This window comes from Azoarcus sp. CIB (assembly GCF_001190925.1).
In the GTDB taxonomy this organism is placed as follows: domain Bacteria; phylum Pseudomonadota; class Gammaproteobacteria; order Burkholderiales; family Rhodocyclaceae; genus Aromatoleum.
Map to the genome: position 1 here is coordinate 4,499,350 of NZ_CP011072.1, position 22,889 is coordinate 4,522,238.

The 22,889-nt window shown below is 66.1% G+C and carries 18 protein-coding genes and 4 tRNA genes; 7 read left to right on the forward strand and 15 right to left on the reverse strand.

Annotated elements, in window-relative coordinates:
* Positions 1–29 precede the first annotated feature (29 nt).
* From rpoB to AzCIB_RS20260, 12 genes are all read right to left on the reverse strand, one after another.
* The gene (rpoB, locus tag AzCIB_RS20205; RefSeq protein WP_050417539.1) at positions 30–4,163 is read right to left on the reverse strand and encodes a DNA-directed RNA polymerase subunit beta; all 4,134 of its coding nucleotides are present in this window, start codon (positions 4,161–4,163) and stop codon (positions 30–32) included.
* Positions 4,164–4,340: 177 nt separating this feature from the next.
* Positions 4,341–4,715 (reverse strand): 50S ribosomal protein L7/L12, encoded by a 375-nt coding sequence (gene rplL / locus AzCIB_RS20210; protein ID WP_050417540.1) that lies wholly within the window; start codon positions 4,713–4,715, stop codon positions 4,341–4,343.
* A 39-nt stretch (positions 4,716–4,754) separates the two neighbouring features.
* Positions 4,755–5,255, reverse strand: coding sequence for a 50S ribosomal protein L10 (gene rplJ, locus AzCIB_RS20215; RefSeq protein WP_050417541.1), 501 nt, complete (start codon positions 5,253–5,255; stop codon positions 4,755–4,757).
* 233 nt (positions 5,256–5,488) lie between these two features.
* Complete coding sequence (rplA, locus tag AzCIB_RS20220; RefSeq protein ID WP_050417542.1) at positions 5,489–6,187, reverse strand: 50S ribosomal protein L1; 699 nt, start codon at positions 6,185–6,187, stop codon at positions 5,489–5,491.
* Positions 6,188–6,189: 2 nt separating this feature from the next.
* Positions 6,190–6,621 carry a 50S ribosomal protein L11 gene (gene rplK, locus AzCIB_RS20225; RefSeq protein WP_050417543.1) on the reverse strand — a complete coding sequence of 144 codons (432 nt, stop codon included), beginning with the start codon at positions 6,619–6,621 and terminating at the stop codon, positions 6,190–6,192.
* Between the two features lie 104 nt (positions 6,622–6,725).
* The gene (gene nusG / locus AzCIB_RS20230) at positions 6,726–7,259 is read right to left on the reverse strand and encodes a transcription termination/antitermination protein NusG (RefSeq protein ID WP_050417544.1); all 534 of its coding nucleotides are present in this window, start codon (positions 7,257–7,259) and stop codon (positions 6,726–6,728) included.
* A gap of 2 nt (positions 7,260–7,261) precedes the next feature.
* Positions 7,262–7,609 carry a preprotein translocase subunit SecE gene (secE, locus tag AzCIB_RS20235; protein WP_050417545.1) on the reverse strand — a complete coding sequence of 116 codons (348 nt, stop codon included), beginning with the start codon at positions 7,607–7,609 and terminating at the stop codon, positions 7,262–7,264.
* A gap of 26 nt (positions 7,610–7,635) precedes the next feature.
* Positions 7,636–7,711, reverse strand: a tRNA-Trp gene (locus AzCIB_RS20240).
* Between the two features lie 74 nt (positions 7,712–7,785).
* Positions 7,786–8,976, reverse strand: coding sequence for an elongation factor Tu (gene tuf / locus AzCIB_RS20245; RefSeq protein WP_050417535.1), 1,191 nt, complete (start codon positions 8,974–8,976; stop codon positions 7,786–7,788).
* Positions 8,977–9,044: 68 nt separating this feature from the next.
* Positions 9,045–9,119 (reverse strand) — tRNA-Thr (locus tag AzCIB_RS20250).
* Positions 9,120–9,146: 27 nt separating this feature from the next.
* A tRNA-Gly gene (locus AzCIB_RS20255) sits at positions 9,147–9,220 on the reverse strand.
* 64 nt (positions 9,221–9,284) lie between these two features.
* Positions 9,285–9,369, reverse strand: a tRNA-Tyr gene (locus AzCIB_RS20260).
* Positions 9,370–9,544: 175 nt separating this feature from the next.
* On the opposite strand from AzCIB_RS20260, the gene AzCIB_RS20265 reads away from it, so the two are divergent.
* The 4 genes from AzCIB_RS20265 to AzCIB_RS20280 all read left to right on the forward strand — a co-directional run bounded on the left by AzCIB_RS20265 (position 9,545) and on the right by AzCIB_RS20280 (position 16,256).
* Positions 9,545–10,951: an FAD-binding oxidoreductase gene (locus tag AzCIB_RS20265; RefSeq protein WP_050417546.1), complete on the forward strand. Its 1,407-nt coding sequence runs from the start codon at positions 9,545–9,547 to the stop codon at positions 10,949–10,951.
* A gap of 107 nt (positions 10,952–11,058) precedes the next feature.
* Positions 11,059–14,631 carry an indolepyruvate ferredoxin oxidoreductase family protein gene (locus AzCIB_RS20270; RefSeq protein WP_050417547.1) on the forward strand — a complete coding sequence of 1,191 codons (3,573 nt, stop codon included), beginning with the start codon at positions 11,059–11,061 and terminating at the stop codon, positions 14,629–14,631.
* A 59-nt stretch (positions 14,632–14,690) separates the two neighbouring features.
* Positions 14,691–15,446 carry a class I SAM-dependent methyltransferase gene (locus tag AzCIB_RS20275; RefSeq protein ID WP_050417548.1) on the forward strand — a complete coding sequence of 252 codons (756 nt, stop codon included), beginning with the start codon at positions 14,691–14,693 and terminating at the stop codon, positions 15,444–15,446.
* Between the two features lie 96 nt (positions 15,447–15,542).
* Positions 15,543–16,256, forward strand: coding sequence for a P-loop NTPase family protein (locus AzCIB_RS20280; protein WP_050417549.1), 714 nt, complete (start codon positions 15,543–15,545; stop codon positions 16,254–16,256).
* Positions 16,257–16,310: 54 nt separating this feature from the next.
* Here AzCIB_RS20280 and AzCIB_RS20285 read toward each other — a convergent pair whose 3' ends face one another.
* The gene (locus AzCIB_RS20285; protein WP_050417550.1) at positions 16,311–16,940 is read right to left on the reverse strand and encodes a response regulator transcription factor; all 630 of its coding nucleotides are present in this window, start codon (positions 16,938–16,940) and stop codon (positions 16,311–16,313) included.
* 334 nt (positions 16,941–17,274) lie between these two features.
* Here AzCIB_RS20285 and AzCIB_RS20290 point away from each other — a divergent pair, with 334 nt between their 5' ends.
* The 3 genes from AzCIB_RS20290 (at position 17,275) to AzCIB_RS20300 (ending at position 20,668) form a co-directional block, all read left to right on the forward strand.
* Positions 17,275–18,222, forward strand: coding sequence for an ABC transporter substrate-binding protein (locus AzCIB_RS20290; protein WP_050417551.1), 948 nt, complete (start codon positions 17,275–17,277; stop codon positions 18,220–18,222).
* Positions 18,219–20,144, forward strand: a complete 1,926-nt coding sequence (locus AzCIB_RS20295; protein WP_083447081.1) for a hybrid sensor histidine kinase/response regulator — start codon at positions 18,219–18,221, stop codon at positions 20,142–20,144. Before AzCIB_RS20290 ends, AzCIB_RS20295 begins: the two co-directional genes overlap by 4 nt.
* Positions 20,145–20,233: 89 nt before the next feature.
* On the forward strand, positions 20,234–20,668 hold the full coding sequence (locus AzCIB_RS20300; RefSeq protein ID WP_050417552.1) for a PhaM family polyhydroxyalkanoate granule multifunctional regulatory protein: 435 nt from the start codon (positions 20,234–20,236) through the stop codon (positions 20,666–20,668).
* A gap of 52 nt (positions 20,669–20,720) precedes the next feature.
* On the opposite strand, the gene AzCIB_RS20305 is transcribed toward AzCIB_RS20300, so the two are convergent.
* Together AzCIB_RS20305 and AzCIB_RS20310 are read right to left on the reverse strand one after the other, a co-directional pair.
* Positions 20,721–21,611: an AEC family transporter gene (locus AzCIB_RS20305; protein ID WP_050417553.1), complete on the reverse strand. Its 891-nt coding sequence runs from the start codon at positions 21,609–21,611 to the stop codon at positions 20,721–20,723.
* A gap of 74 nt (positions 21,612–21,685) precedes the next feature.
* On the reverse strand, positions 21,686–22,852 hold the full coding sequence (locus tag AzCIB_RS20310; protein ID WP_050417554.1) for a CaiB/BaiF CoA transferase family protein: 1,167 nt from the start codon (positions 22,850–22,852) through the stop codon (positions 21,686–21,688).
* Between the last annotated feature and the right edge of the window lie 37 nt (positions 22,853–22,889).

A 22,889-nucleotide genomic window follows, 5' to 3' on the forward strand; every position in this document is an offset into this window, starting at 1 on the left:
CCGGGTGGCTTCGTGGGCATTAACCCGGTTCAGTACGTGTCCAGATCGATGTCGATCGCGAGCGAGCGGATTTCCTTCACCAGCACATTGAAGGACTCGGGCATGCCCGCATCGATCTTGTGCTCGCCCTTGACGATGCTTTCGTACACCTTGGTACGGCCGGTCACGTCGTCGGACTTCACGGTGAGCATTTCCTGCAGCGTATAGGCCGCGCCGTAGGCCTCGAGCGCCCACACTTCCATTTCACCGAAGCGCTGGCCACCGAACTGCGCCTTGCCGCCCAGCGGCTGCTGGGTAACGAGGGAGTATGGGCCGGTCGAACGGGCGTGCATCTTGTCATCGACCAGGTGGTGCAGCTTCAGCACGTGCTTGTAGCCGACCGTGACCTTGCGGTCGAAGGCCTCGCCGGTACGGCCGTCATACAGCGCGACCTGCCCGCCGGACTCGATGCCCGCCAGCGCGAACATGGCCTCGATCTCCTCTTCCTTCGCGCCGTCGAACACCGGCGTCGCAAACGGCACGCCCTTGCTCAGGTTCGAAGCGAGCTCCACGACTTCCTTGTCGTTGAGGCTCGCGAGATCCTCGGGATGACCCTTCGTGTTGTAAATCTGCTCGAGCAGGTCGCGGATTTCAGCCGCTGCGGTGTTCGAGCGGACCATCTGACCGATCCGGTTGCCGAGCGCCTTCGCTGCCCAGCCGAGATGAGTCTCGAGGATCTGGCCGATGTTCATACGCGACGGCACACCCAGCGGGTTCAGCACGATGTCCACCGGCGTACCGTCGGCCATGTGCGGCATGTCCTCGACCGGAACGATGCGCGAGACCACACCCTTGTTACCGTGACGACCGGCCATCTTGTCGCCGGGCTGCAGGCGACGCTTCACGGCGAGGTAGACCTTGACCATCTTCTGCACGCCCGGGGGCAGTTCGTCGCCCTGGGTGAGCTTTTTCTTCTTGATCTCGAAGGCCTGCTCGAAGTCCTTGCGGGTCTTTTCCAGACCTTCGCGGACCGCCTCGAGTTGAGTCGCCAGTTCTTCGTCCGCCATGCGGATGTCGAACCAGTGATAGAACTCGAGCGAGTCGAGGTAGTCGGCGGTGATCTCGGCACCCTTCGCCAGCTTCTTCGGCCCGCCGTTGGCCTTGTGGCCGGTGATCAGGCGACGGATACGCGCGAAGGCGTCGCGCTCGACGATACGCATCTGGTCGGCGAGGTCGGTCTTGAAGCTGCGCAGCATGTCGTCGATGATCGACTGGGCACGCTTGTCGCGCTCGATACCTTCGCGGGTGAACACCTGCACGTCGATGACGGTGCCGTTCATGCCGGAGGGCACGCGCAGCGAGGTGTCCTTAACGTCGGACGCCTTTTCGCCGAAAATCGCGCGCAGCAACTTCTCTTCGGGAGTGAGTTGGGTCTCGCCCTTCGGCGTGACCTTGCCGACGAGCACGTCGCCAGCATCCACTTCCGCACCGATGTACACGATGCCCGACTCGTCGAGTCGCGACAGCTGCGCCTCGCCCAGAGAAGCGATGTCGCGCGTGATTTCCTCGGGCCCGAGCTTGGTGTCACGCGCAACGACCGTCAGCTCCTCGATGTGGATCGAGGTGAAGCGGTCCTCGGCGACGACGCGCTCGGAGATGAGAATCGAGTCCTCGAAGTTGTAGCCGTTCCACGGCATGAATGCGACCAGCATGTTCTGGCCGAGGGCGAGCTCGCCGAGGTCGGTCGAGGCACCGTCGGCGATCACGTCGCCCTTGCCGATGAGGTCGCCGACCTTCACGATCGGGCGCTGGTTGATGTTGGTGTTTTGGTTCGAGCGCGTGTACTTGATCATGTTGTAGATGTCGACGCCGACTTCGCCCGCGAGGGTTTCGTCGTCATTGACACGCACCACGATCCGGTTCGCGTCGACATAGTCGACCATGCCGCCGCGCATCGCCTGCACGGCCGTGCCCGAGTCCACCGCGACCGTGCGCTCGATGCCGGTACCGACCAGCGGCTTTTCGGGACGCAGGCAGGGAACCGCCTGACGCTGCATGTTCGCGCCCATAAGCGCGCGGTTCGCGTCGTCGTGCTCGAGGAACGGGATCAGGGAAGCTGCAACCGATACGATCTGGCCGGGCGCGACGTCCATGTACTGGACTTGGTCGGCCATCGCCAGCGTGAATTCGCCCTTATGACGGCACGACACAAGGTCGCCCTGCAGGGTGCCGTCTTCGCCGATGTCGGCGTTCGCTTGAGCGATAACGTACTGACCTTCCTCGATCGCCGACAGAAAATCGATCTGGTCGGTGACCTTGCCGTCGGCGACCTTGCGGTACGGCGTTTCGAGGAAGCCGTGGCGATTGGTCTGCGCATACACGGCCAGCGAGTTGATCAGGCCAATGTTCGGACCTTCCGGCGTCTCGATCGGGCACACGCGGCCGTAGTGCGTCGGATGCACGTCGCGCACCTCGAAGCCGGCACGCTCGCGCGTCAGACCGCCCGGGCCGAGGGCCGAGACCCGACGCTTGTGCGTGATCTCGGACAACGGGTTGGTCTGGTCCATGAACTGCGACAACTGGCTGGAGCCGAAGAACTCCTTGATCGCGGCCGAAATCGGCTTCGCATTGATCAGGTCGTGCGGCATCAGGTTGTCGGATTCCGCCTGCGACAGGCGTTCCTTGACGGCGCGCTCGACGCGCACCAGCCCGGCACGGAACTGGTTCTCGGCGAGCTCGCCAACCGAACGCACGCGGCGGTTACCGAGGTGGTCGATGTCGTCGATCTCGCCGCGGCCGTTGCGCAGTTCGACCAGAACGCTCATCACAGCGAGGATGTCCTCGTTCGAAAGGGTCGCGGTACCCTCTTCACCGCGAGCACCGACGATCTCGTAGAAGCGCTTGAGCCAACCAGGCGCCTTGTCCTCGATTTTCTCGGGATAGGCGCGGCGGTTGAACTTCATGCGGCCAACCGACGACAGGTCGTAGCGCTCTTCCGAGTAGAAGAGACCCTGGAACAGCGCCTCGACGGCGTCCTCGGTGGGCGGCTCGCCCGGGCGCATCATGCGGTAGATGGCGACGCGCGCGGCCCACTGGTCGGCCGTCTCATCGATACGCAGCGTCTGCGAGATGTAGGGGCCGCGATCGAGGTCGTTGACGTACAGAGTCTGCAGATCCTTCACGCCCGCGTCGCGCAGCTTGCCAAGCAGGTCTTCCGTGATCTCGTCATTGGCGCGCGCGATCAGTTCACCGGTCTCGGGGTCGACGACGTTGCGGGCAACGATGCGCCCCAGCACGAAATCGTCGGGCACGACCATGGTCTTGATGCCGGCCTGCTCGAGCTCGCGGATGTGCTTTGCCGTGATGCGCTTGTCGCGCGCGACGATGACCTTGCCGTCACCGTCGGTGATGTCGAACTTGGCCACGTCGCCGCGCAGGCGATCCGGTACCAGCTCGAAGGCGACCTCTTCACCCCTGAGCTGGAACGTATCGAAGTCGTGGAAAGTCTCGAGGATCTGCTCCGGCGTCATGCCGATGGCACGCAGCAGGATCGTCGCGGGCATCTTGCGGCGACGGTCCACGCGGAAGAACAGGCAGTCCTTCGGATCGAATTCGAAGTCGAGCCAGGAACCGCGGTAGGGAATGATACGTGCCGAGAACAGCAGTTTGCCCGACGAGTGAGTCTTGCCGCGGTCGTGCTCGAAAAACACGCCAGGCGAGCGGTGGAGCTGCGACACGATCACGCGCTCGGTGCCGTTGATTACAAACGAACCGGTAGAGGTCATGAGCGGAATCTCGCCCATGTACACTTCCTGCTCCTTGACTTCCTTCACCGTCTCCTTCGGCGCGTCGCGGTCGAGGATCACCAGGCGCACCCGCGCGCGCAGCGGCGACGCGAAGGTCAGACCGCGCTGCTGGCATTCCTTCACGTCGAACGCCGGCTCGCCGAGCATGTATTGCACGAATTCGAGCCGCGCATTGCCACTGTGGCTTGCGATCGGGAAGATCGAGGTGAAAGCGGCCTGCAAGCCCTGATTCAGGCGTGTCAGCGGCGGCGTTTCGGCCTGCAGGAACGAGGCGAACGACTCGATCTGGGTGGCGAGGAGGAAAGGTACGTCCAGCACTGCCGCGCGCTTGGCGAAGCTCTTGCGGATACGTTTCTTTTCGGTGTAGGAATACGCCATGGATGCTCCGGGTAGAGGTCGGACGTCAAAGAGACAGAACACAGCGCCCCGAGGAGATCGGGCCAGGCGATAGGCTTTTGGACACCGTAACTCGCGCTGGGTTCTGGCTTCTTGGATTTACAAAGCACGAAAGGGCTGGCGCCCGGATGAGCGCCAGCCCCGAGAGACAACTCGGTATTACTTGATCTCGACCTTCGCGCCAGCGTCTTCGAGTTGCTTCTTGAGCGCCTCGGCGTCGGCCTTCGGAGCAGCTTCCTTGACGGTCTTCGGTGCACCGTCGACCAGGTCCTTCGCTTCCTTCAGGCCCAGGCCCGTGGCAGCGCGGACGACCTTGATCACTTCAACCTTCTTCTCGCCAGCTGCAAGCAAGACGACGTCGAATTCGGTCTTCTCTTCAACGACCGCAGCTGCGGCGCCTGCGCCCGGGGCTGCAACCGCCATCGAGGCAGCGGAAACACCGAACTTCTCTTCGAACGCCTTCACCAGGTCGTTCAGTTCCATCACGGTCATCGAGCCAACGGCTTCGAGGATGTCTTCTTTGCTGATAGCCATGTCAAATCACTCCTAAATCGAAACTTTTTCGGAAAACGGTCAGGCAGCCGCCTCTTCCTCGCGCTTCTTGGCGAGGGCGGCCAGCGTGCAAGCGAAGCCGGTAACCGGCGCCTGCATGACGCCCAGCAGCTTGGCGAGCAACTCTTCGCGGCTCGGGATCGATGCGAGCGCCTGCACGCCGGCCTTGTCGAGCGTATTGCCCGCATAGGAACCGGCCTTCAGCACCAGCTTGTCGTTGCCCTTGGCGAAGTCGTTCAGCACCTTGGCTGCAGCAACCGGATCTTCCGAAATGCCATAGATCAGCGGACCAGTCAGCTGATCCGACAACCCGGCGAACGGGGTTTCGGCGATCGCACGGCGCACCAGGGTGTTCTTCAGCACACGCAGGTACACGCCAGCTTCGCGGGCCTTCGCACGCAGCACAGTGAGATCACCCACTTCAATGCCGCGATACTCGGCCACCGCGATGGTCTGAGCGTTGGCCACCCGTGCCGACACCTCTGCCACTACGGCTTTCTTGTCATCAAGATTGAGACCCACAGGCCTTTCCTCCTTTCAAGTCCACACGCGAACCACACTTCACGGCTCGCACCCACGGCGACCTGGATCAGGAGCGCGGCCGACGAATCGGCCAGAATCCTGTTCTGGGCACACCGTCTGCGCAGGCCATCCGAGGATGCTTAAGCAGTCGCCGGAGCGTCCACACCTGCGGTCTTTGACGATCCGCTCCGCACTTGCGCGCGAAGCGTCCCAAAGTTCGTTGTACAGCCCAATCAGGCTGCGTTGATGCTCGACGGCTCGACGCGCACGCCGGTACCCATGGTGCTCGACACGGCGACGCGGCGCAGGTAGACGCCCTTCGAGGCGGCCGGCTTGGCCTTCTGCAGCGCTTCGACGAGCGCGCCGAGGTTCTGCTGCAGCGCCTCGACGGAGAACGAAGCGCGGCCGATCGTGGCATGCACGATGCCCGCCTTGTCGGTGCGGTACTGGACTTGACCGGCCTTGGCGTTCTTGACGGCGGTGGTGACATCCATGGTCACGGTACCGACCTTCGGGTTCGGCATCAGGCCGCGCGGACCGAGGATCTGGCCCAGCTGACCGACGACACGCATGGCGTCCGGCGTGGCAATGCAGAGGTCGAAGTCGATGTTGCCAGCCTTGACCTGCTCGGCGAGATCGTCGAAACCGACGACGTCGGCGCCGGCGGCGCGGGCAGCTTCGGCCTTGTCGCCTTGGGCGAACACGGCAACGCGCACGCTCTTGCCGGTACCAGCCGGCAGCACGACGGAGCCGCGCACGACCTGATCGGACTTGCGTGCATCAACGCCGAGATTCACGGCGATATCGACCGATTCGTCGAACTTGGCGGTCGCGCACTCCTTCACCAGCGCGAGAGCCTCGGCGACGGTGTAGACGCGATTGGCGTCAACCTTGGCGCGCAGCGCCTGAACTCGTTTCGAAAGCTTCGCCATGATCAGAGCCCCTCCACCGTGATGCCCATGCTGCGCGCGGAACCGGCGATGGTACGCACGGCGGCGTCCATGTTCGCGGCGGTCAGGTCAGGCATCTTGGCCTTGGCGATTTCTTCGACCTGAGCACGCGTAATCGAACCGACCTTGTCGGTGTGCGGCTTGGCCGAACCCGACTTGATGCCGGCCGCCTTCTTGATGAGGACCGTCGCGGGCGGGGTCTTCATAATGAAGGTGAAGCTCTTGTCGGCAAACGCCGTGATCACCACAGGAATCGGCAGACCGGGCTCCATGCCCTGGGTCTTGGCGTTGAACGCCTTGCAGAATTCCATGATGTTCAGGCCACGCTGACCGAGCGCCGGGCCGATCGGGGGACTGGGGTTGGCCTTACCAGCTGGTACTTGCAGCTTGATATAGCCGATGATTTTCTTTGCCATCGCGGCTAGCTCCTATTATGAGTGCAAACGCGCCGGCATCGACCGGCGCTCCTCGCTTGTGCCCGCACGAGGCGGGCATGTCAGGGCCATGCGGCCCACCTGCTTCAGGTTTTTTCGACCTGACTGAAATCCAGCTCCACCGGGGTGGCACGACCGAAGATCGTGACCATCACACGCAGCTTGCTCTTGTCATAATTGACGTCTTCCACGGAACCGTGGAAGTCGGTAAACGGGCCTTCCTTGACGCGCACGACCTCGCCCGCCTCCCACAGCACCTTCGGGCGGGGCTTCTCGACGCCCTCCTGCATCTGCTGCATGATCTTCTCGACTTCCTTCTCGGAAATCGGGGTGGGCTTGTTGGCGGTACCGCCGACAAAACCGGTGACCTTGGGAGTGGACTTGACCAGATGCCAGCTCTCGTCGTTCATGTCCATCTCGACGAGGACGTAACCGGGGAAGAACTTCCGCTCGGAAATGCTCTTCTGGCCGCTCTTCATCTCGATGACTTCTTCAACGGGCACGAGGATCTGCCCGAAGGAATCCTGCATTCCCGCGCGCGCGATGCGCTCGACGAGCGCGCGTTGGACGGACTTCTCGAACCCCGAATAGGCATGCACCACGTACCAGCGCTTCGTCATGATCACTTCCAGCCCAAGATGAGGTCGTAGAGAACCCACTCGAGGCTCTTGTCGGTCAACCACAGAAAAACCGCCATCACCACGGCGAAGGCGAACACCATTCCGGTCGTCTGCATCGTTTCCTTGCGCGAAGGCCAGACCACCTTCTTCGCCTCGGTGATCGCCTCGCGCGCGAACTCGACGAAACGGCGCCCCGGCTCGGATTGCCACGCGACCGCCACGCCAGCCGCAACCCCGGCGAGCACGGACAGCACGCGCAAGACCAGCGCTTGCTCGGAAAGCTGGTAAAAGCCGACTACGCCGGCTGCAAGCAGGGCGAGAGCCAGCGCAAACTTGAACTTATCGGCCATCTAGATATTGAAAACCCGGAATTGAGTGGCAGGGGCAGAGGGAATCGAACCCCCAACCTTCGGTTTTGGAGACCGACGCTCTGCCAATTGAGCTATACCCCTGCAGCAGAGACTACAAGGCGCCCCGACTTGCGAGGCGCCTTCGATCAGGCAATTGCTTCGGTTTTCAGCCGCAATTACTCGATGATCTTGGCGACGACGCCGGCGCCAACGGTACGGCCGCCTTCGCGGATCGCAAAACGCAGACCTTCTTCCATGGCGATCGGAGCCAGCAGCTTCACCGTGATCGACACGTTGTCACCCGGCATGACCATCTCGGTGCCTTCCGGCAGCACGATCGAACCGGTCACGTCGGTGGTACGGAAGTAGAACTGCGGACGATAGTTGTTGAAGAACGGGGTGTGACGCCCACCCTCTTCCTTCGACAGCACGTACACTTCGCCCGTGAAGTGGGTGTGCGGCTTGATCGAGCCCGGCTTGCACAGGACCTGACCACGCTCGACGTCTTCGCGCTTGGTGCCGCGCAGCAGCACGCCGACGTTGTCGCCCGCCTGGCCCTGATCGAGCAGCTTGCGGAACATTTCGACGCCGGTGCAGATGGTCTTGACCGTGGGCTTGATGCCGACGATTTCGACTTCTTCACCAACCTTGACGATGCCACGCTCGACACGACCGGTGACCACGGTGCCACGACCGGAGATCGAGAACACGTCTTCGATCGGCAGCAGGAAGGGCTTGTCGATCGCGCGCTCGGGCGTCGGGATGTAGCTGTCCAGCGCTTCGGCCAGCTTCATGATGGCGCCTTCGCCCAGGTCGCCCTTGTCGCCTTCGATCGCCTTCAGCGCCGAACCCTTGATGATGGGAATGTCGTCGCCCGGGAAGTCGTACTTCGACAGCAGTTCGCGCACTTCCATCTCGACGAGCTCGAGCAGCTCTTCGTCGTCGACCATGTCGCACTTGTTCATGAAGACGATGATGTACGGGACACCGACCTGACGCGCCAGCAGGATGTGCTCGCGGGTCTGCGGCATCGGGCCGTCAGCGGCCGACACGACCAGGATCGCGCCATCCATCTGCGCCGCACCGGTGATCATGTTCTTGACGTAGTCGGCGTGCCCCGGGCAATCGACGTGAGCGTAGTGACGCGCAGCCGTCTCGTATTCGACGTGCGCGGTGTTGATCGTGATGCCGCGCGCCTTTTCTTCCGGCGCCGCGTCGATCTGGTCGTAGGCCTTCGCCTCGCCGCCGAACTTCGACGACAGAATCGTCGTGATCGCTGCCGTCAGGGTCGTCTTGCCATGGTCAACGTGGCCGATCGTCCCAACGTTTACGTGCGGTTTCGTCCGCTCAAACTTACCCTTAGCCATGCCAGTACCTCTTTGACAGATTCAGAAAACCGGACCGAACAGATCGACCACAACAACACGAAAAACCGTGGTGCCCATGACGTGGATTGAACACGTGGCCTCTCCCTTACCAAGGGAGTGCTCTACCACTGAGCTACATGGGCTCCGTAAAAACTTTAGCGCGCCAAGCCTGGAGCGGGTGAAGGGAATCGAACCCTCGTCATAAGCTTGGAAGGCTTCTGCTCTACCATTGAGCTACACCCGCATACAACGCAGACGAAACGCTTTACACCCTGACCGACCCAAACAGCGAGCCGATCTCAGAAACTTGGTGGAGGGGGAAGGATTCGAACCTTCGAAGGCAGTGCCGTCAGATTTACAGTCTGATCCCTTTGGCCACTCGGGAACCCCTCCAAACGGAAGACGCGCACTATAGGGGATCATTCTGCGCGTGTCAAACACTCTTCGAACATTTTTTGCAGGAGGGCTGAGTTTCCCTGCGTCGGCACGGGCGCCCATGCGGCGACGCATCGTGCCGCAGCAATGAAAAAGGGGGAAGATGGCGGACTTTCCTCCTGGAGTTGCGGCGATGACGGTCCCCACCCCCGGATTGCGCAAGACGCTTCCCGCCGCCTTTGTCGATGCGCTGCGCGCACGCTTCGGCGAACGTTTTTCGACGGCGGAGGCGGTGCGTGCGCATCACGGGCACGATGAATCACACTTCCCGGACATGCTGCCGGATGCAGTCGTGTGGCCGCACACGACCGGCGAGGTCGCGGAGATCGCACGCGCGTGCCACGCGCATCGCGTGCCCATCGTTCCTTTCGGGGTCGGCAGTTCGCTGGAGGGGCATGTGCTAGCGCTGCACGGCGGCGTGAGCGTGGACTTCTCCCAGATGAACAGGGTGCTCGCGGTCCACGGCGACGACATGGATGCGGTGATCCAGCCGGGCATGACGCGCAAGCAGCTCAATGCCGCACTGCACGGCACCGGGCTGTTTTTTCCGGTCGATCCCGGCGCCGATGCGAGCCTCGGGGGGATGGCTTCGACGCGCGCCTCGGGGACGAATGCGGTGCGCTACGGGACGATGCGCGACAACGTGATGGCGCTGGAGGTGGTGCTCGCGGACGGGCGCGTGATCCGCACCGGCGGACGGGCGCGCAAATCCTCGGCGGGTTACGACCTCACCGCGCTGATAGTCGGCTCGGAAGGCACGCTGGGGCTGATCACGGAACTGACGGTGCGGCTGCACCCGCTGCCGGAGGCGGTGTCCGCAGCGGTGTGCGCCTTCCCGGACGTCGATGACGCGGTGCGCACGGTGATCCAGACGATCCAGCTCGGCGTGCCGGTGGCGCGCATCGAGCTACTGGACACACTGACCGTGCAGGCGATCAACCGTTACAGCAAGACGAGCCTGCGCGAGGCGCCGATGCTGTTCTTCGAGTTCCACGGTTCGGCGGCGGGCGTCGAGGAGCAGGCGCAGACCGTGCAGGAGATCGCGCGCGAGAACGGTGGCCAGGATTTCGAATGGGCAACGCGCCCGGAGGACCGCAGCCGACTGTGGGCGGCGCGCCATGACGTGTATTTCGCGTCGATCAACCTGCGCCCGGGCTGCCGCGGCGTTACCACCGACGTGTGCGTGCCGATTTCGCGGCTCGCGGATTGCATCGCCGGGGCGCGCGAGGACATCGCGGCGAGCGGGTTCATCGCACCCATCGTCGGCCACGTCGGCGACGGCAACTTCCATACGGTGATCCTGGTCGATCCGGAAAGCCCCGACGAGATCGCACGCGCCGAAGCGCTCAACCGCAGGATCGTCGAGCGGGCGCTCGCAATGGACGGGACCTGCACGGGGGAACACGGGATCGGCTTCGGCAAGCAGGATTTCCTCGTCGCCGAACACGGGGATACCGCGGTGGACGCGATGCGTGCGCTGAAGCTGTCGCTGGATCCGCACAACCTGATGAATCCGGGCAAGGTCGTCCCCGCGGGCTGAACGCTCGCCCCATTGCCACGCCCGACGCGAGGGGATAGGCTGGCTCGGGTCGCGGCGACTTGTCCGCGCGGTGGTCCGGAAACGCAGTTCTTGCGCAGGGAGTCGCCATGGCCGAAGCCGATCCGAACAGTCGTTCATCGACAGCGAGGAACGTCAGCCTCGAGGACAAGTACACGCAGGCGGCGGGACGCGTGTACCTCACGGGGTACCAGGCGCTGGTGCGCCTGCTGATGATCCAGAAGGAGCGCGACCGGGCGGCGGGGCTGAATACCGCCGGCTTCGTGTCGGGCTACCGCGGCTCCCCGCTGGGCGGGCTCGACCAGACGCTGTGGAAGGCGCAGACGCATCTTTTCAGCCACGACATCGTGTTCCAGCCGGGCGTGAACGAGGATCTCGCGGCCACCGCGGTGTGGGGCACGCAGCAGGTCAATCTGTCGCCGCAGGCGAAGTACGACGGCGTGTTCGCGATGTGGTACGGCAAGGGGCCGGGCGTCGATCGCAGCGGCGACGTGTTCCGCCACGCGAATGCGGCCGGGACCTCGCCGCATGGCGGCGTGCTGGTGGTGGCGGGCGACGACCACGCGGCGAAATCCTCGACCTTGCCGCACCAGACGGATCATTTCTTCAAGGCCATGATGATGCCGGTGCTGGCACCGGCGGGCGTGCAGGAGTACATCGACTTCGGCGTGCATGGCTTCGCGCTGTCGCGCTATTCGGGCTGCTGGGTGGCGTTCAAAGCGCTCGCCGACACGGTGGAAACCTCGGCGTCGGTGGATGTGGATCCGCGCCGCGTGGAGGTCGTGATCCCGACCGACTTCGCGCTGCCGCCCGACGGGCTCAACATCCGCTGGCCGGATCCGCCGCTGGTGCAGGAGAAGCGCCTGCTGAACTACAAGCTGTACGCGGCGCTGGCGTACTGCCGGGCCAACGGGCTCAACCGCATCATGATCGACTCGCCGGCGCCGCGACTGGGGATCATTACCTGCGGCAAGTCCTATCTCGACGTGCGCCAGGCGCTCGACGAACTCGGCATCGACGAAGCGCTCGCGGCCGAGATCGGCATCCGCCTGTACAAGGTAGGCATGGTGTGGCCGCTGGAGGCCGAGGGGGTACGCCGCTTCGCGGAGGGGTTGGACGAGATCCTCGTGATCGAGGAGAAGCGCCAGCTGCTGGAGTACCAGTTGAAGGAGGAGCTGTACAACTGGCGTGAGGATGTCCGCCCGCGCGTGGTCGGGAAGTTCGACGAGAAGGGCGAGTGGGCGATGATCCCGCAGACAGGCGGGGGCGTGGATCACGGCGAATGGCTGCTGCCGGCGGCCGGCGAGCTGACGCCGGCGATGATTGCGCAGGTGATCGCGGGCCGCGTCGGGCGCTTCTTCACGTCGGCACGCATCGAGGCGCGGCTCACCTTCCTGCAGAAAAAGGAGAAGGCGCTGGCCGAACGCTTCTTTGCGATCGACCGCGTGCCGACCTTCTGCCCGGGCTGTCCGCACAACACGTCGACGCACGTGCCGGAGGGCAGTCGCGCGGTGGCCGGCATCGGCTGCCACTACATGGCGACGTGGATGCCGGAACGGCGCACCGGCACGTTCACGCAGATGGGCGGCGAGGGCGTACCGTGGGTCGGGCAGGCACCGTTCACGCACGAACAGCATGTATTCGCGAACCTCGGTGACGGCACCTATTTCCATTCGGGCCTGCTGGCGATCCGCCAGGCGGTCGCGGCGCGGGTGAACATCACCTACAAGATCCTGTTCAACGACGCGGTGGCGATGACGGGCGGGCAGCCGCTGGACGGCGGGCTGACGGTGCCGAAGATCGTGCGCCAGCTGCAGGCCGAGGGTGTGAGCAACATCGTCGTCGTGACCGACGGCACCGATCGCCATTACGGTCCGTCGGACATCCCGCACGTCCCGGTGCGGCATCGTGACGAGCTGGACGCGGTGCAGCGCGAGCTGCGCGCGTCGCCGGGCGTCACGGCGCTGATCTATGACCAGACCTGCGCGGCCGAGAAGCGCCGGCGCAGGAAGCGCGGCGCGTTCCCCGATCCGGCGCGGCGCGTGTTCATCAACGAGGCGGTGTGCGAGGGCTGCGGGGATTGCGGCGTGCAGTCGAATTGCATGGCAGTGGTGCCGGTGGAGACACCGTTCGGGCGCAAGCGTCAGATCGACCAGTCGGCATGCAACAAGGATTACTCGTGCCTCAAGGGCTTCTGCCCGAGCTTCATCACGATCGAGGGCGGGCGTTTGCGCAAGGGCGGCGCGCAGGCGGCCGACGGCGCGTGGATCGCCACGCTGCCCGAACCGGAGCTACCGGGGACGGCCGCCCCCTTCGGCATCCTCGTGACCGGCGTGGGCGGATCGGGGGTCGTGACGATCGGCGCGCTGATCGGGATGGGTGCGCACATCGACGGCAAGGGCGTGACCGTGCTGGACATGACCGGGCTCGCGCAGAAGGGCGGCTCGGTGTTCAGCCACATCCGCGTCGCGGATCGCCCCGACGACCTGCACGCGGTGCGCATCGCGGCGGGCGAGGCGCAGGCGGTGATCGGCGGAGATCTCGTCGTCACGGCGAGCGTCGAGGCCCTGGCGAAGATGGCGGCCGGACGTACGCGCGCGATCGTGAATACGGCGGAGACGCCGACGTCGGAGTTCGCGCGCAATCCCGACTGGAGTTTCCCGATCGAGCGCATGGAGCGAGCGATCCGCGAGGCGGTCGGCGACAGTCCGGCACAGCCGGCGGCCGATTTCATCGACGCGCAGCGGATGGCGACGGCGCTGATGGGCGACGCCATCGCAACCAACGCCTTTCTGCTCGGTTACGCGTGGCAGAAGGGCATGGTGCCGGTGACGCGCGCGGCGCTGCTGAAGGCGATCGAGCTCAATGCGGTGGCGGTCGCGATGAACGCGCAGGCCTTCGAGTGGGGGCGGCGCGCGGCGGTCGCGCCCGAGGCGATTGCGCGGGCGCTGGCACCCGCGAAGGTCGTTCCGATCCGGCCGGAGACGCTCGACGGGCTGATCACGATGCATGAGGAGACGCTGACGGCGTACCAGGATGCGGCTTACGCGGGCCGATACCGCCATTTCGTCGAACGGGTCAGGGAAGCGGAGACGCGCATTGCCGGGAGCGGCGCGACGCTGCGACTCACGGACGCGGTGGCGCGCAACTATTTCAAGTTGATGACCTACAAGGACGAGTACGAAGTCGCGCGGCTATACACCGATCCGGCCTTCTGGGAGCGCGTCGAGGCGAGCTTCGAAGGGGACTACGAGGTGCGCTTCCATCTCGCGCCCCCGCTGCTCGCGCGCCCGGATCCGAACACGGGGAAGCTGCGCAAGAAGGCCTACGGCCCGCGCATGCTGATGGCGTTCCGCTGGCTCGCGCGGCTGCGGCACCTGCGCGGTACGGCCTGGGACGTCTTCGGCTACAGCGCGGAACGACGTGCCGAGCGGGCGCTGATCGTGCAGTACGAGCGCGACGTCCTCGAGTTGCTGGAGACGCTGTCCTTCCTGCGCCTGCCCGCGGCGGTCGAGATCGCGAAGCTGTCCGAGCAGATCCGCGGCTATGGTCACGTCAAGGCACACAACATGGAGCAGGTCGCGGCAAGGCGAGCGGAACTGCTGGCAGCCTGGCGCGAGCCCGTCGGCGAGGGGCATGCGGGCGCCTCCGCGGCGGCCTAACGGCTCGCCGACAGGGGAGCGCGGTATGATCGCGCTCCCCTGCCCTTCCTCGTCCCTGCATGCCGCCTGCGCTCAAAGCCCTGTTCGCCCAGATTGCCGGCTGGGCCTGCGCCCTGCTGCTCGCGGGCGCCGGATGGCTGCCACCGGGCATCTGGCCGCTGGCCGGGACGCAGGCGCTGTGCGCGACGGCCGCGGCGGCGGCGATGCGCAGCGCGCGCTGGTGGCTGGCGATCCATGCGGTGTTCGCGCCGTTGCTGGTCGTCGCCGGGCGGGCGGGCATCGCTCCGGCATGGTATCTCGCCGCCTTTGCGTTGCTGCTCGTCGTGTATTGGACGAGCTTCCGCACACAGGTGCCGCTCTACCTGTCGAACCGTGCAACCATTCGCGCGCTGGCAGCTCTGTTGGCCGCGGAGCGGCCGGTGCGCGTACTGGACCTGGGCAGCGGCACGGGCTCACTGCTGCGGGGGCTGGCGCGCCTGCGCCCGGACTGCCGCTTCGACGGCGTCGAGGCGGCTCCCGCGCCGTGGCTGCTGAGCCGCCTGCTCGCTCGCACGGCGGACCGGATTGCCGTGCGGCGCGGGGATTTCTTTGCGCAATCGTGGGCCCCCTATGACGTCGTCTATGCCTTCCTGTCGCCGGTTCCGATGGCGCGCGTGTGGAGCAAGGCGCAGCAGGAACTCACGCCCGGCGCGCTCGTCGTAAGCAACAGTTTTCCAATTCCCGGCCGTAAACCGGACGAGGTCGTGGAGGTCGGCGACAGGCGGGCGACGCGGCTGTACGTGTATCGGGTGACGGACGGGCGGGCATCGAAATAGCGGGCTTATCCGGGCGCTTTTTTGCCCCTTGTGCGCTGCCTCCCCCGCCGATAATGGAATCGTGCGGCGTGAGTGCCGCGAGTGAGGAACACCGGCATGGCTGAAATCATCTGTGTGATCGGTAACAAGGGCGGTACGGGCAAGACCACCCTGTCGCACATGCTGTCGCAGGGACTGGGCCTGTTGGGCCACCGCGCCGCCTGCGTGCTGACCGACACGTCGCGCGAACCGCTGAGCCCCGCGGGGCGCCGCTATATCACCGCCGATGCACGCACGCGCGAGGCGCTCACCAAGGTCGTCGACAAGCTGCGCGCTCTTGAAGGCTGGCTGGGAGTGATCGACGGCGGCGGCAATCGCACCGAGATGGACCGCAAGTTGTACGCGTTGTCGGACATCGTGCTGCTGCCCTTCCGCGAGTCGCATGAGGACATCCGCACCGTCGTGCGCGACCTGGAGATGTTCCCGCGCGCCTATGCGGTGCCGACGCAGTGGCCGACCAACGCATGGCAGCGCGAGGCGGTCGATCGCAGCGTCGCGCAGTTGATGGGCGCGTACCGCCACCGCATCCTGCATCCCGTGCTGGCGCTGTCAGGCACCAAGCTGCTGCTGCAGAAGCAGCTTCCGGAGCACCTGCCGACGCCCGTCGCGAATGCGTGCCGTGCGCTGGCGCGGCAGGTTCTCGATCTCATGGACATCGAACACGCGGAGACGCGAGCCGCAGCGGACGACGAGGACGAGCCGCAGCTGAGCGGCCGGCTGTCGCCGGCCGACATGCCGATGCGCCTGCAGGCGAACCGGCGCCCCCACTGACGCAGCTTTGCTGCGGCATCCACTAACGCGGCCGGACTGCGCCAGCCACGCGGATCAGAGCCGCGAGCCGTGGCGGGCGATGACGATCAGCGCCTGGGCGCGGCTGCTGACATTGAGCGCGCGGAAGATCGCCGACATGTGCACCTTGACGGTGCCTTCGGAAAGACCGAGCAGGTCGGCGATCTCGCGATTGGTTTTCCCCTGGGCGAGGAGTTCCAGTACGCGGGTCTGGCCGGCGGTCAGGCCGAAGCGTTCGCTCACGGGCGCGCCGGAGCGCTTGGCAGCCGGGTCATTGGCAATGTCGGGCGCATACACGCCGCCATCGAGCACGCACCGCACCGCTTCGCGCAGCGTGTCGCCCGAATCCGCCTTGGACACGAAACCCGACGCGCCGCCCTTCATCGCACGCCGGATCGACGCGGGGTCGTCGAGGGCGGAGACGACGATCGTGGGGACGTCCGGAAAGCGCTTCGCGAGCACGCCCAGCAGCGAGAAGCCGTTCAGGTCCGGCAACATCAGGTCGATCACGGCCAGATCCCAGTCGGGGTTGGCCTCGAGTTTGGCCAGCGCGTCCTCGGAACCCTTTGCCTCTACACACTCGACGCCCGCCTCGAGGCGCGCAAGGGTCTGCGCCATGGCTTCACGAACAAGGGCATGGTCTTCGACGATGAGAATCCGGGTCACGACGCGCTCCGCTATGCTGCTATTCCAAAGGCGTGAGGATAGCATGCGGGGACTGTCTCAAAAGATTGGAGCAATTCCCCCCCTTGCCGGCAAGAAATCGGGGAAAATTACCCTGTTATATTCGGACGCCCCATCATAACGACCACCACACGGACATCACGCATTGTCATGGGGGTGTCGGGAAACTATTATCACTCGATGAGCATACGAGTTCCGCATCCGGCCGGGCTTTGGCCGACACCTGCCGCGACATCCGCGCGAGTGGACGGAGCCCGTCGTTTACCCGCGCGCGCACTCGGCGTCACGCTCACGGAGCGGCCCCGCTGAAGCGCCGATGCAGCAGTTCGACCATCGCCTTCTGCGCGCCTTGTTGCTGGCGCTTACCATCCTTGCGGTCTGTTGCGGGAGCGCATTCGCCGGCCCGCGCGTCGTGGTGGTCACTGCCGAACGCAGCGGCGCCCACGAGGAAACCCTCGTCGCACTGCGCAATGCGCTCGCTCCGGACGTCCCCGATGGCGACTTGGCGGTGGTCGGCCTGCGCGACCTCGAACGCGGGGTGCTGGCCGATGCGCGCATCGTCGTCACGATAGGCACGCAGGCGGCCAAGGCCGTCGGCATCCGCACGCCCGCAGCGCCCGTGCTGCACACGCTGATTCCCCGCGAAGCATTCGACCTCATCCAATACGGGGCGCATGCCGAACGATATTCGGCGATCTTCCTCGACCAACCCGTGCACCGGCAGATCGCGCTGCTGAACATCGCCCTTCCGCACAAGCCCAACGTGGCCCTGCTCGCAAGCCCGGCCTCGGACGAGCTGGCGCGCCGGCTGGCATCGGTCGCGCGGGAGCAGCAGCTGCGGGCGATCGTCGAGAAGATTTCCACCGCGGACGAGATCTACCCCGCGCTGGAGCGCCTGCTGGCCGAACCCGCAGTCCTGCTGGCGCTGCCCGACAGCACGCTGTTCAACAGCTACACGATCCAGAACGTGCTGCTGACGAGCTACCGCCACCGCGCGCCGCTGATCGGATTTTCGCCCGCCTATGTACGGGCGGGAGCACTGCTGGCGCTGTATTCGACCCCGGCGCAGATCGCCCGCCAGGCCGCCGATGCGGTGCGTCAGGTGCTCGCGGGGGGAGGCTTGCCCCCGCCGCAGGCGCCGCGCGAGTTCGAGATCGCAACGAACCCCAATGTCGCACGCTCGCTGGCGATCGAACTGGAATCGGCGGAGCGTATCACCGCCCGCCTGCGCCAGCGTGAGGGACGCGCGGAGGTGAGGCCGTGATCGACACGTGGGGAGTCCGCGCGCGGGTCATGCTGGTGGCCGTGCTGCCGATGCTGGTGCTGGCCATCGTGCTCACGGCGTTCTACACCCGCTCGCGCGTCGCCGATCACGAGGAGGCGTATCGCGCCCGTGGCCAGGCCTTCGCCCGGCAGCTCGCGGCAGCGAGCGAGTACGCGCTGTTTTCGGGCAACCGCGACACGCTGCATCGCCTGGCAACGACGATGCTCGCCGAAGACGACGTGACCGGCGTGCTGATCGTCGACCGCGGCGGCGAAGTGCTGGCGCGCAGCGGCTACCTGGACGAGTCGCTGCCCGTGCTCTCCCAGCTGACGCCCTCGCGACGCCTGCTCGACACGCCGAAGACGCTGCGCATCATCGAGCCGGTCCTTCCCAGCACGGTTGATCTCGATGACGACCTGTCAGGACACTCGCCGGGCACCGCGCTGGCAGCCGCTCCGCCACCGATGCTGGGGGCGGTGGTGGTCGACATGTCGCGCGCACGCCTCGACGACCGCCAGCGCGAACTGCTGCTGACCGGAAGCGTTGCGATCGTGCTCGTGCTCGTGGGCAGCATGATGCTGGCCAATTACATGAGCCGGGGCGTGACCGGGCCGATCCGCCAGGTCGCGGTGACGGTGGAGCGCATCGGCAGGGGGCAGTTCTCCGCCCGTGTCCCGCCCGTCGGCGGCGGCACGCTGCGCACGCTGACGGATGGCGTGAACCAGATGGCGGCGCAGCTCGCGAGCGCTCATGACGACATGAGCCGCCAGATCGCAGACGCGACGGCGGAGCTGCGCGAGAGCAAGGACGAGGCGGAGCGGGCGACGCTGTCGAAGTCGCGCTTCCTGGCGGCGGCGAGCCATGACTTGCGCCAACCGATGCATGCGCTGGGCCTCTTCATCGCGGAACTCTCGCAGCACGAGCACGCAGCGGACGCGCACCGGCTCGTCGAGCGCATCGCCGCCTCTGCGGCGGCGATGGAGAACCTGCTCGACAGCCTGCTGGACATCTCGCGCCTCGACGCCAACGTGGTACAGCCCAATGTCCGCGCCTTCCCGCTGCAGCCCCTGCTCGACCGCATCGCGGCCGACGAGCGCCCCGGCGCCGACGCCCGCGACCTCGAGCTGAAGGCGCGACCGACGGATGCGTGGATCAGCAGCGACCCGGTGCTGTTCGAGCGCATCCTCAGCAACCTCGTGAGCAATGCGGTGCGCTACACGCGCAGGGGGCGCGTGCTGGTGGCGTGCCGCAGGCGCGGCGACCGGTTGCGCATCGAAGTGCGCGACAACGGCGTCGGCATCCCGGCGGAATCGCACGAGGCGATCTTCCAGGAGTTCGTGCAGCTGCATAACCCCGAGCGCTCCCGCGACAAGGGTCTGGGACTCGGTCTGCCGATCGTGCGGCGCCTGACCGAACTGCTCGGTCACCATCTGACGCTGCGCTCCAGCCCCGGACGGGGGTCGGTTTTCGCGATCGAAGCCCCGCTCGCACAGCCCGAGGCCACCCCGGTCGGCAGCGAGGCGGGACGCATGCCCGGCGATCTGGGCGGCTTGCACGTGGCCTTGGTGGACGACGATCCGCTGGCGCGTGGCAGCATGCAGAGCCTGCTCACGTCGTGGGGCTGCAAGGTCGCGGCGGCCGGCGACGCCGAATCGCTCGTCGATCAGCTCAACCGCGAGGGGGCCATTCCGGAACTGATCATCAGCGACTTCCGTCTGGACGGCAGCTGCAACGGCATCGAGGTGATCCGCAGTCTGCGTGCATGGCAGGGCGCGGACATTCCGGCAGTACTCGTGACGGGCGACACCGGGCCAGACACGCTGCGCCAAGCCCAGGAAGAAGGCCTGCCCCTGCTGCACAAGCCGGTGCGCCCGGCACGCCTGCGGGCCTTGTTGAATCGGCTGCCGGGAAGTCGGGACTAAGCGCGGCGCGGCCGGATGAGGGTTCGCCCCCGTCCCGTCGATACGCGGGAGGAGTAAGATGAAAATGTATTCATTGGAGGGGGAGCGGCATGGCAAATGACAACGCGGCGAAAGATCCGCTCGAATTCGTGCGCGGCATGTGGAGCAGCATGGGTTTCTCACTGCCCGGCATGATCACGCCGACGCTGGATGTCGACGAACTGGACAAGCGCATCACCGACCTGAAGGCGGTGGAGAACTGGCTGAAGATGAACCTCAGCATGCTGCAGATGACAACGCAGGGCCTGGAGGTGCAGCGCGCGGCGATTGCAGCCGTGCAGGCGATGAGCCAGCAGGCGCGCGAGTCGGGCTCGAAGGCTCAGGCCGAAGCGCAGGCCAATCCGTTCGCTTCGGCGGCGATGTGGCCGTGGGCAGCGATGACCGGGACTCAGGCTCCCGGCGCCCAAGCGGGTGGTGCGAATCCTGCTGCGGCAGGCGCAGGTCCGGCGGCGGGCCCGCGCAAGTCCGCGGCGGAAAAGAAGTAAGCCGTCGCGGGGGCGGACGCCGAGGCGCCGCCCCCGTGCGCTGCGCTGCCTGTCACAGGAGGTGCAGCCAGAGTGTCAGCGAGGGAACGGCGAGGAGCGTCGTCGCCGAGATCAGCCACGCGACACCGGCGCCGTCGCCGCCCATGCGCATCGCGAGGATGTAGGCCGAACTCGCGCTCGGCAGCGCGGCGAACAGCACCAGCGTATCGAAGGCGACACCCTCGACCCCCAGCGCGCGACCGATCTGCCAGGCCACGGCGGGCAGGAACAGCAGCTTCACCGCGACGATCCACGCGGCGCCGGTCCAGCGTCCGCCCACCATTTCCCAGCGCAGTGCGGCACCGACCGCAAGCAGCCCCAGCGCCACCGCGGCATCGCCGAGGCGCTTGAGAAACGCCGCCAGCGGACCGGGCAGATCGAGCCCGGCGAGGTTGAACAGCAGACCGGCGAGCGTCGCGAGCACCAGCGGGTTGCGCGACAGTTCCCGCAGCAGGCTGCCCTGCCCGTGGCGCGCGAGCATGCCCACTGCCATCACGTTGGCGAACGGCACCATCGCGCCGCACAACCCGCCCATCAGCGCGATGCCCGCAGCGCCGTGCAGCTTGCCGGCGATCGCGATGCCGATGTAGGTGTTGAAGCGATAGGCGCATTGCAGGCGCGACGCGAAGCCCATTGCATCGAGCCCCATGAGGCCGCGCCCGAGCCAGCCGAGCGCGAAGCCCGCGACCATCGTGCCGAGCCCGGAGAGGAAGAGCGGCAACGCGCGGCCCGGGTCGATGTCGGCGGTCGCGAGCGCGTTGAACAGCAACGCGGGGAACAGCACGAAGTAGACCAGCCTCTCGACGCCGCTCCAGAAGGCGTCGCCGTCGACGAGGTAGCGGCGCAAGGCCGTGCCGAGAAGGATCAGCGAGAAATCGGGAAGCAGCAGGAGCAGGCTTTGCATCGGTGAAGCTTATCGCGCGGCCGGCTGCGCCGCGACTGCGGCTTCTACCCCCTGCTCCCGGTCCCTGCGGCGGCTCAGATCACGCCGGCCGCACGCAGGCGTTCGATCTCCCCGGCGTCGAGGCCGAGCGCCGCCAGCACCGCTTCATTGTCGGCACCCGCCTGCGGCGCGGGCGTAAAGGGGCCGGGCTGGTAGCCGGACAGGCGCACCGGGGGGCCGAACTGGCGCACGCCGTCGACCGTGGTGACCATGCCGCGCGCGAGGAGCTGCGGGTTCTCCAGGCTTTCCTCGACGCGCAGGACGGGCGTCACGCAGCAGTCCACGCCGTCGAAAAGGGCTGCCCATTCGGCCTGCGTGCGGCTGCGGAAGATCGCGGTGACCTCGGCGCGCGCGCGGGAGCCCTCGTCACCGGTCGCGAGATGCGCGGGCTTGAGGTCGGGACGGCCGAGGGTGTCGCACACGAGGTGCCAGAACTTCTCTTCGAGCGAACCGACCGCCATGTGGCGTCCGTCGGCGGTCTCGTACACGCCGTAGCAGGGCACGCCGCCGGTCAGGAGATCCTCGCCGCGCGGCTTCACGCCGCCGTGCGCGAGCACTTCGGCGAGCGGGAAGATTGCATGCGCCAGCGCGGCGTCGGTCATCGAGACGTCGACGTGCCGCCCCTGCCCGCTCGCGCGCGCGTCCAGCACGGCGACCAGCAGGCCGAACAACGCGGACATCGTGCCGCCGAGGAGGTCGCCGACCTGCAGGTTCGAGAGCGCCGGCGCGCCGCCGGCGGTGCCGATCTGGTCGAGCACCCCGGCGTAACCGATGTAGTTGATGTCATGACCGGCGCGCAGCGCGTAGGGGCCGGTCTGGCCGTAACCGGAGATGCTGCACACGACGATCTTGGGGTTCCGCTCCGCCAGCGCGTCATAGCCGAGTCCCAGCTTGTCCATCACGCCGGGGCGGAAGCCCTCGACGACCACGTCGGCGGTGTCGACGAGGCGCAGGAACAGTTCGCGGCCTTCGGCCTGCTTGAGGTCGAGGCGAACGCTCTTCTTGCCGCGGTTGCACACCTGGTAGAAGTAGCTCGTGTCGCCGTTCATCGCGCCCATCGTGCGCGCGTAGTCGCCGGCGCCGGTGTCCTCGATCTTGATCACTTCGGCGCCGTAGTCGGCGAGGTGCTGGGTCGCGAGCGGGCCAGGCAGGAGGCGGGTGAGGTCGAGGACGCGCAGGTTCGCGAGGGGCTTCTGTCTCATGCTGTCGGTATCAATTGTGGGGACGCGCAATTCTACC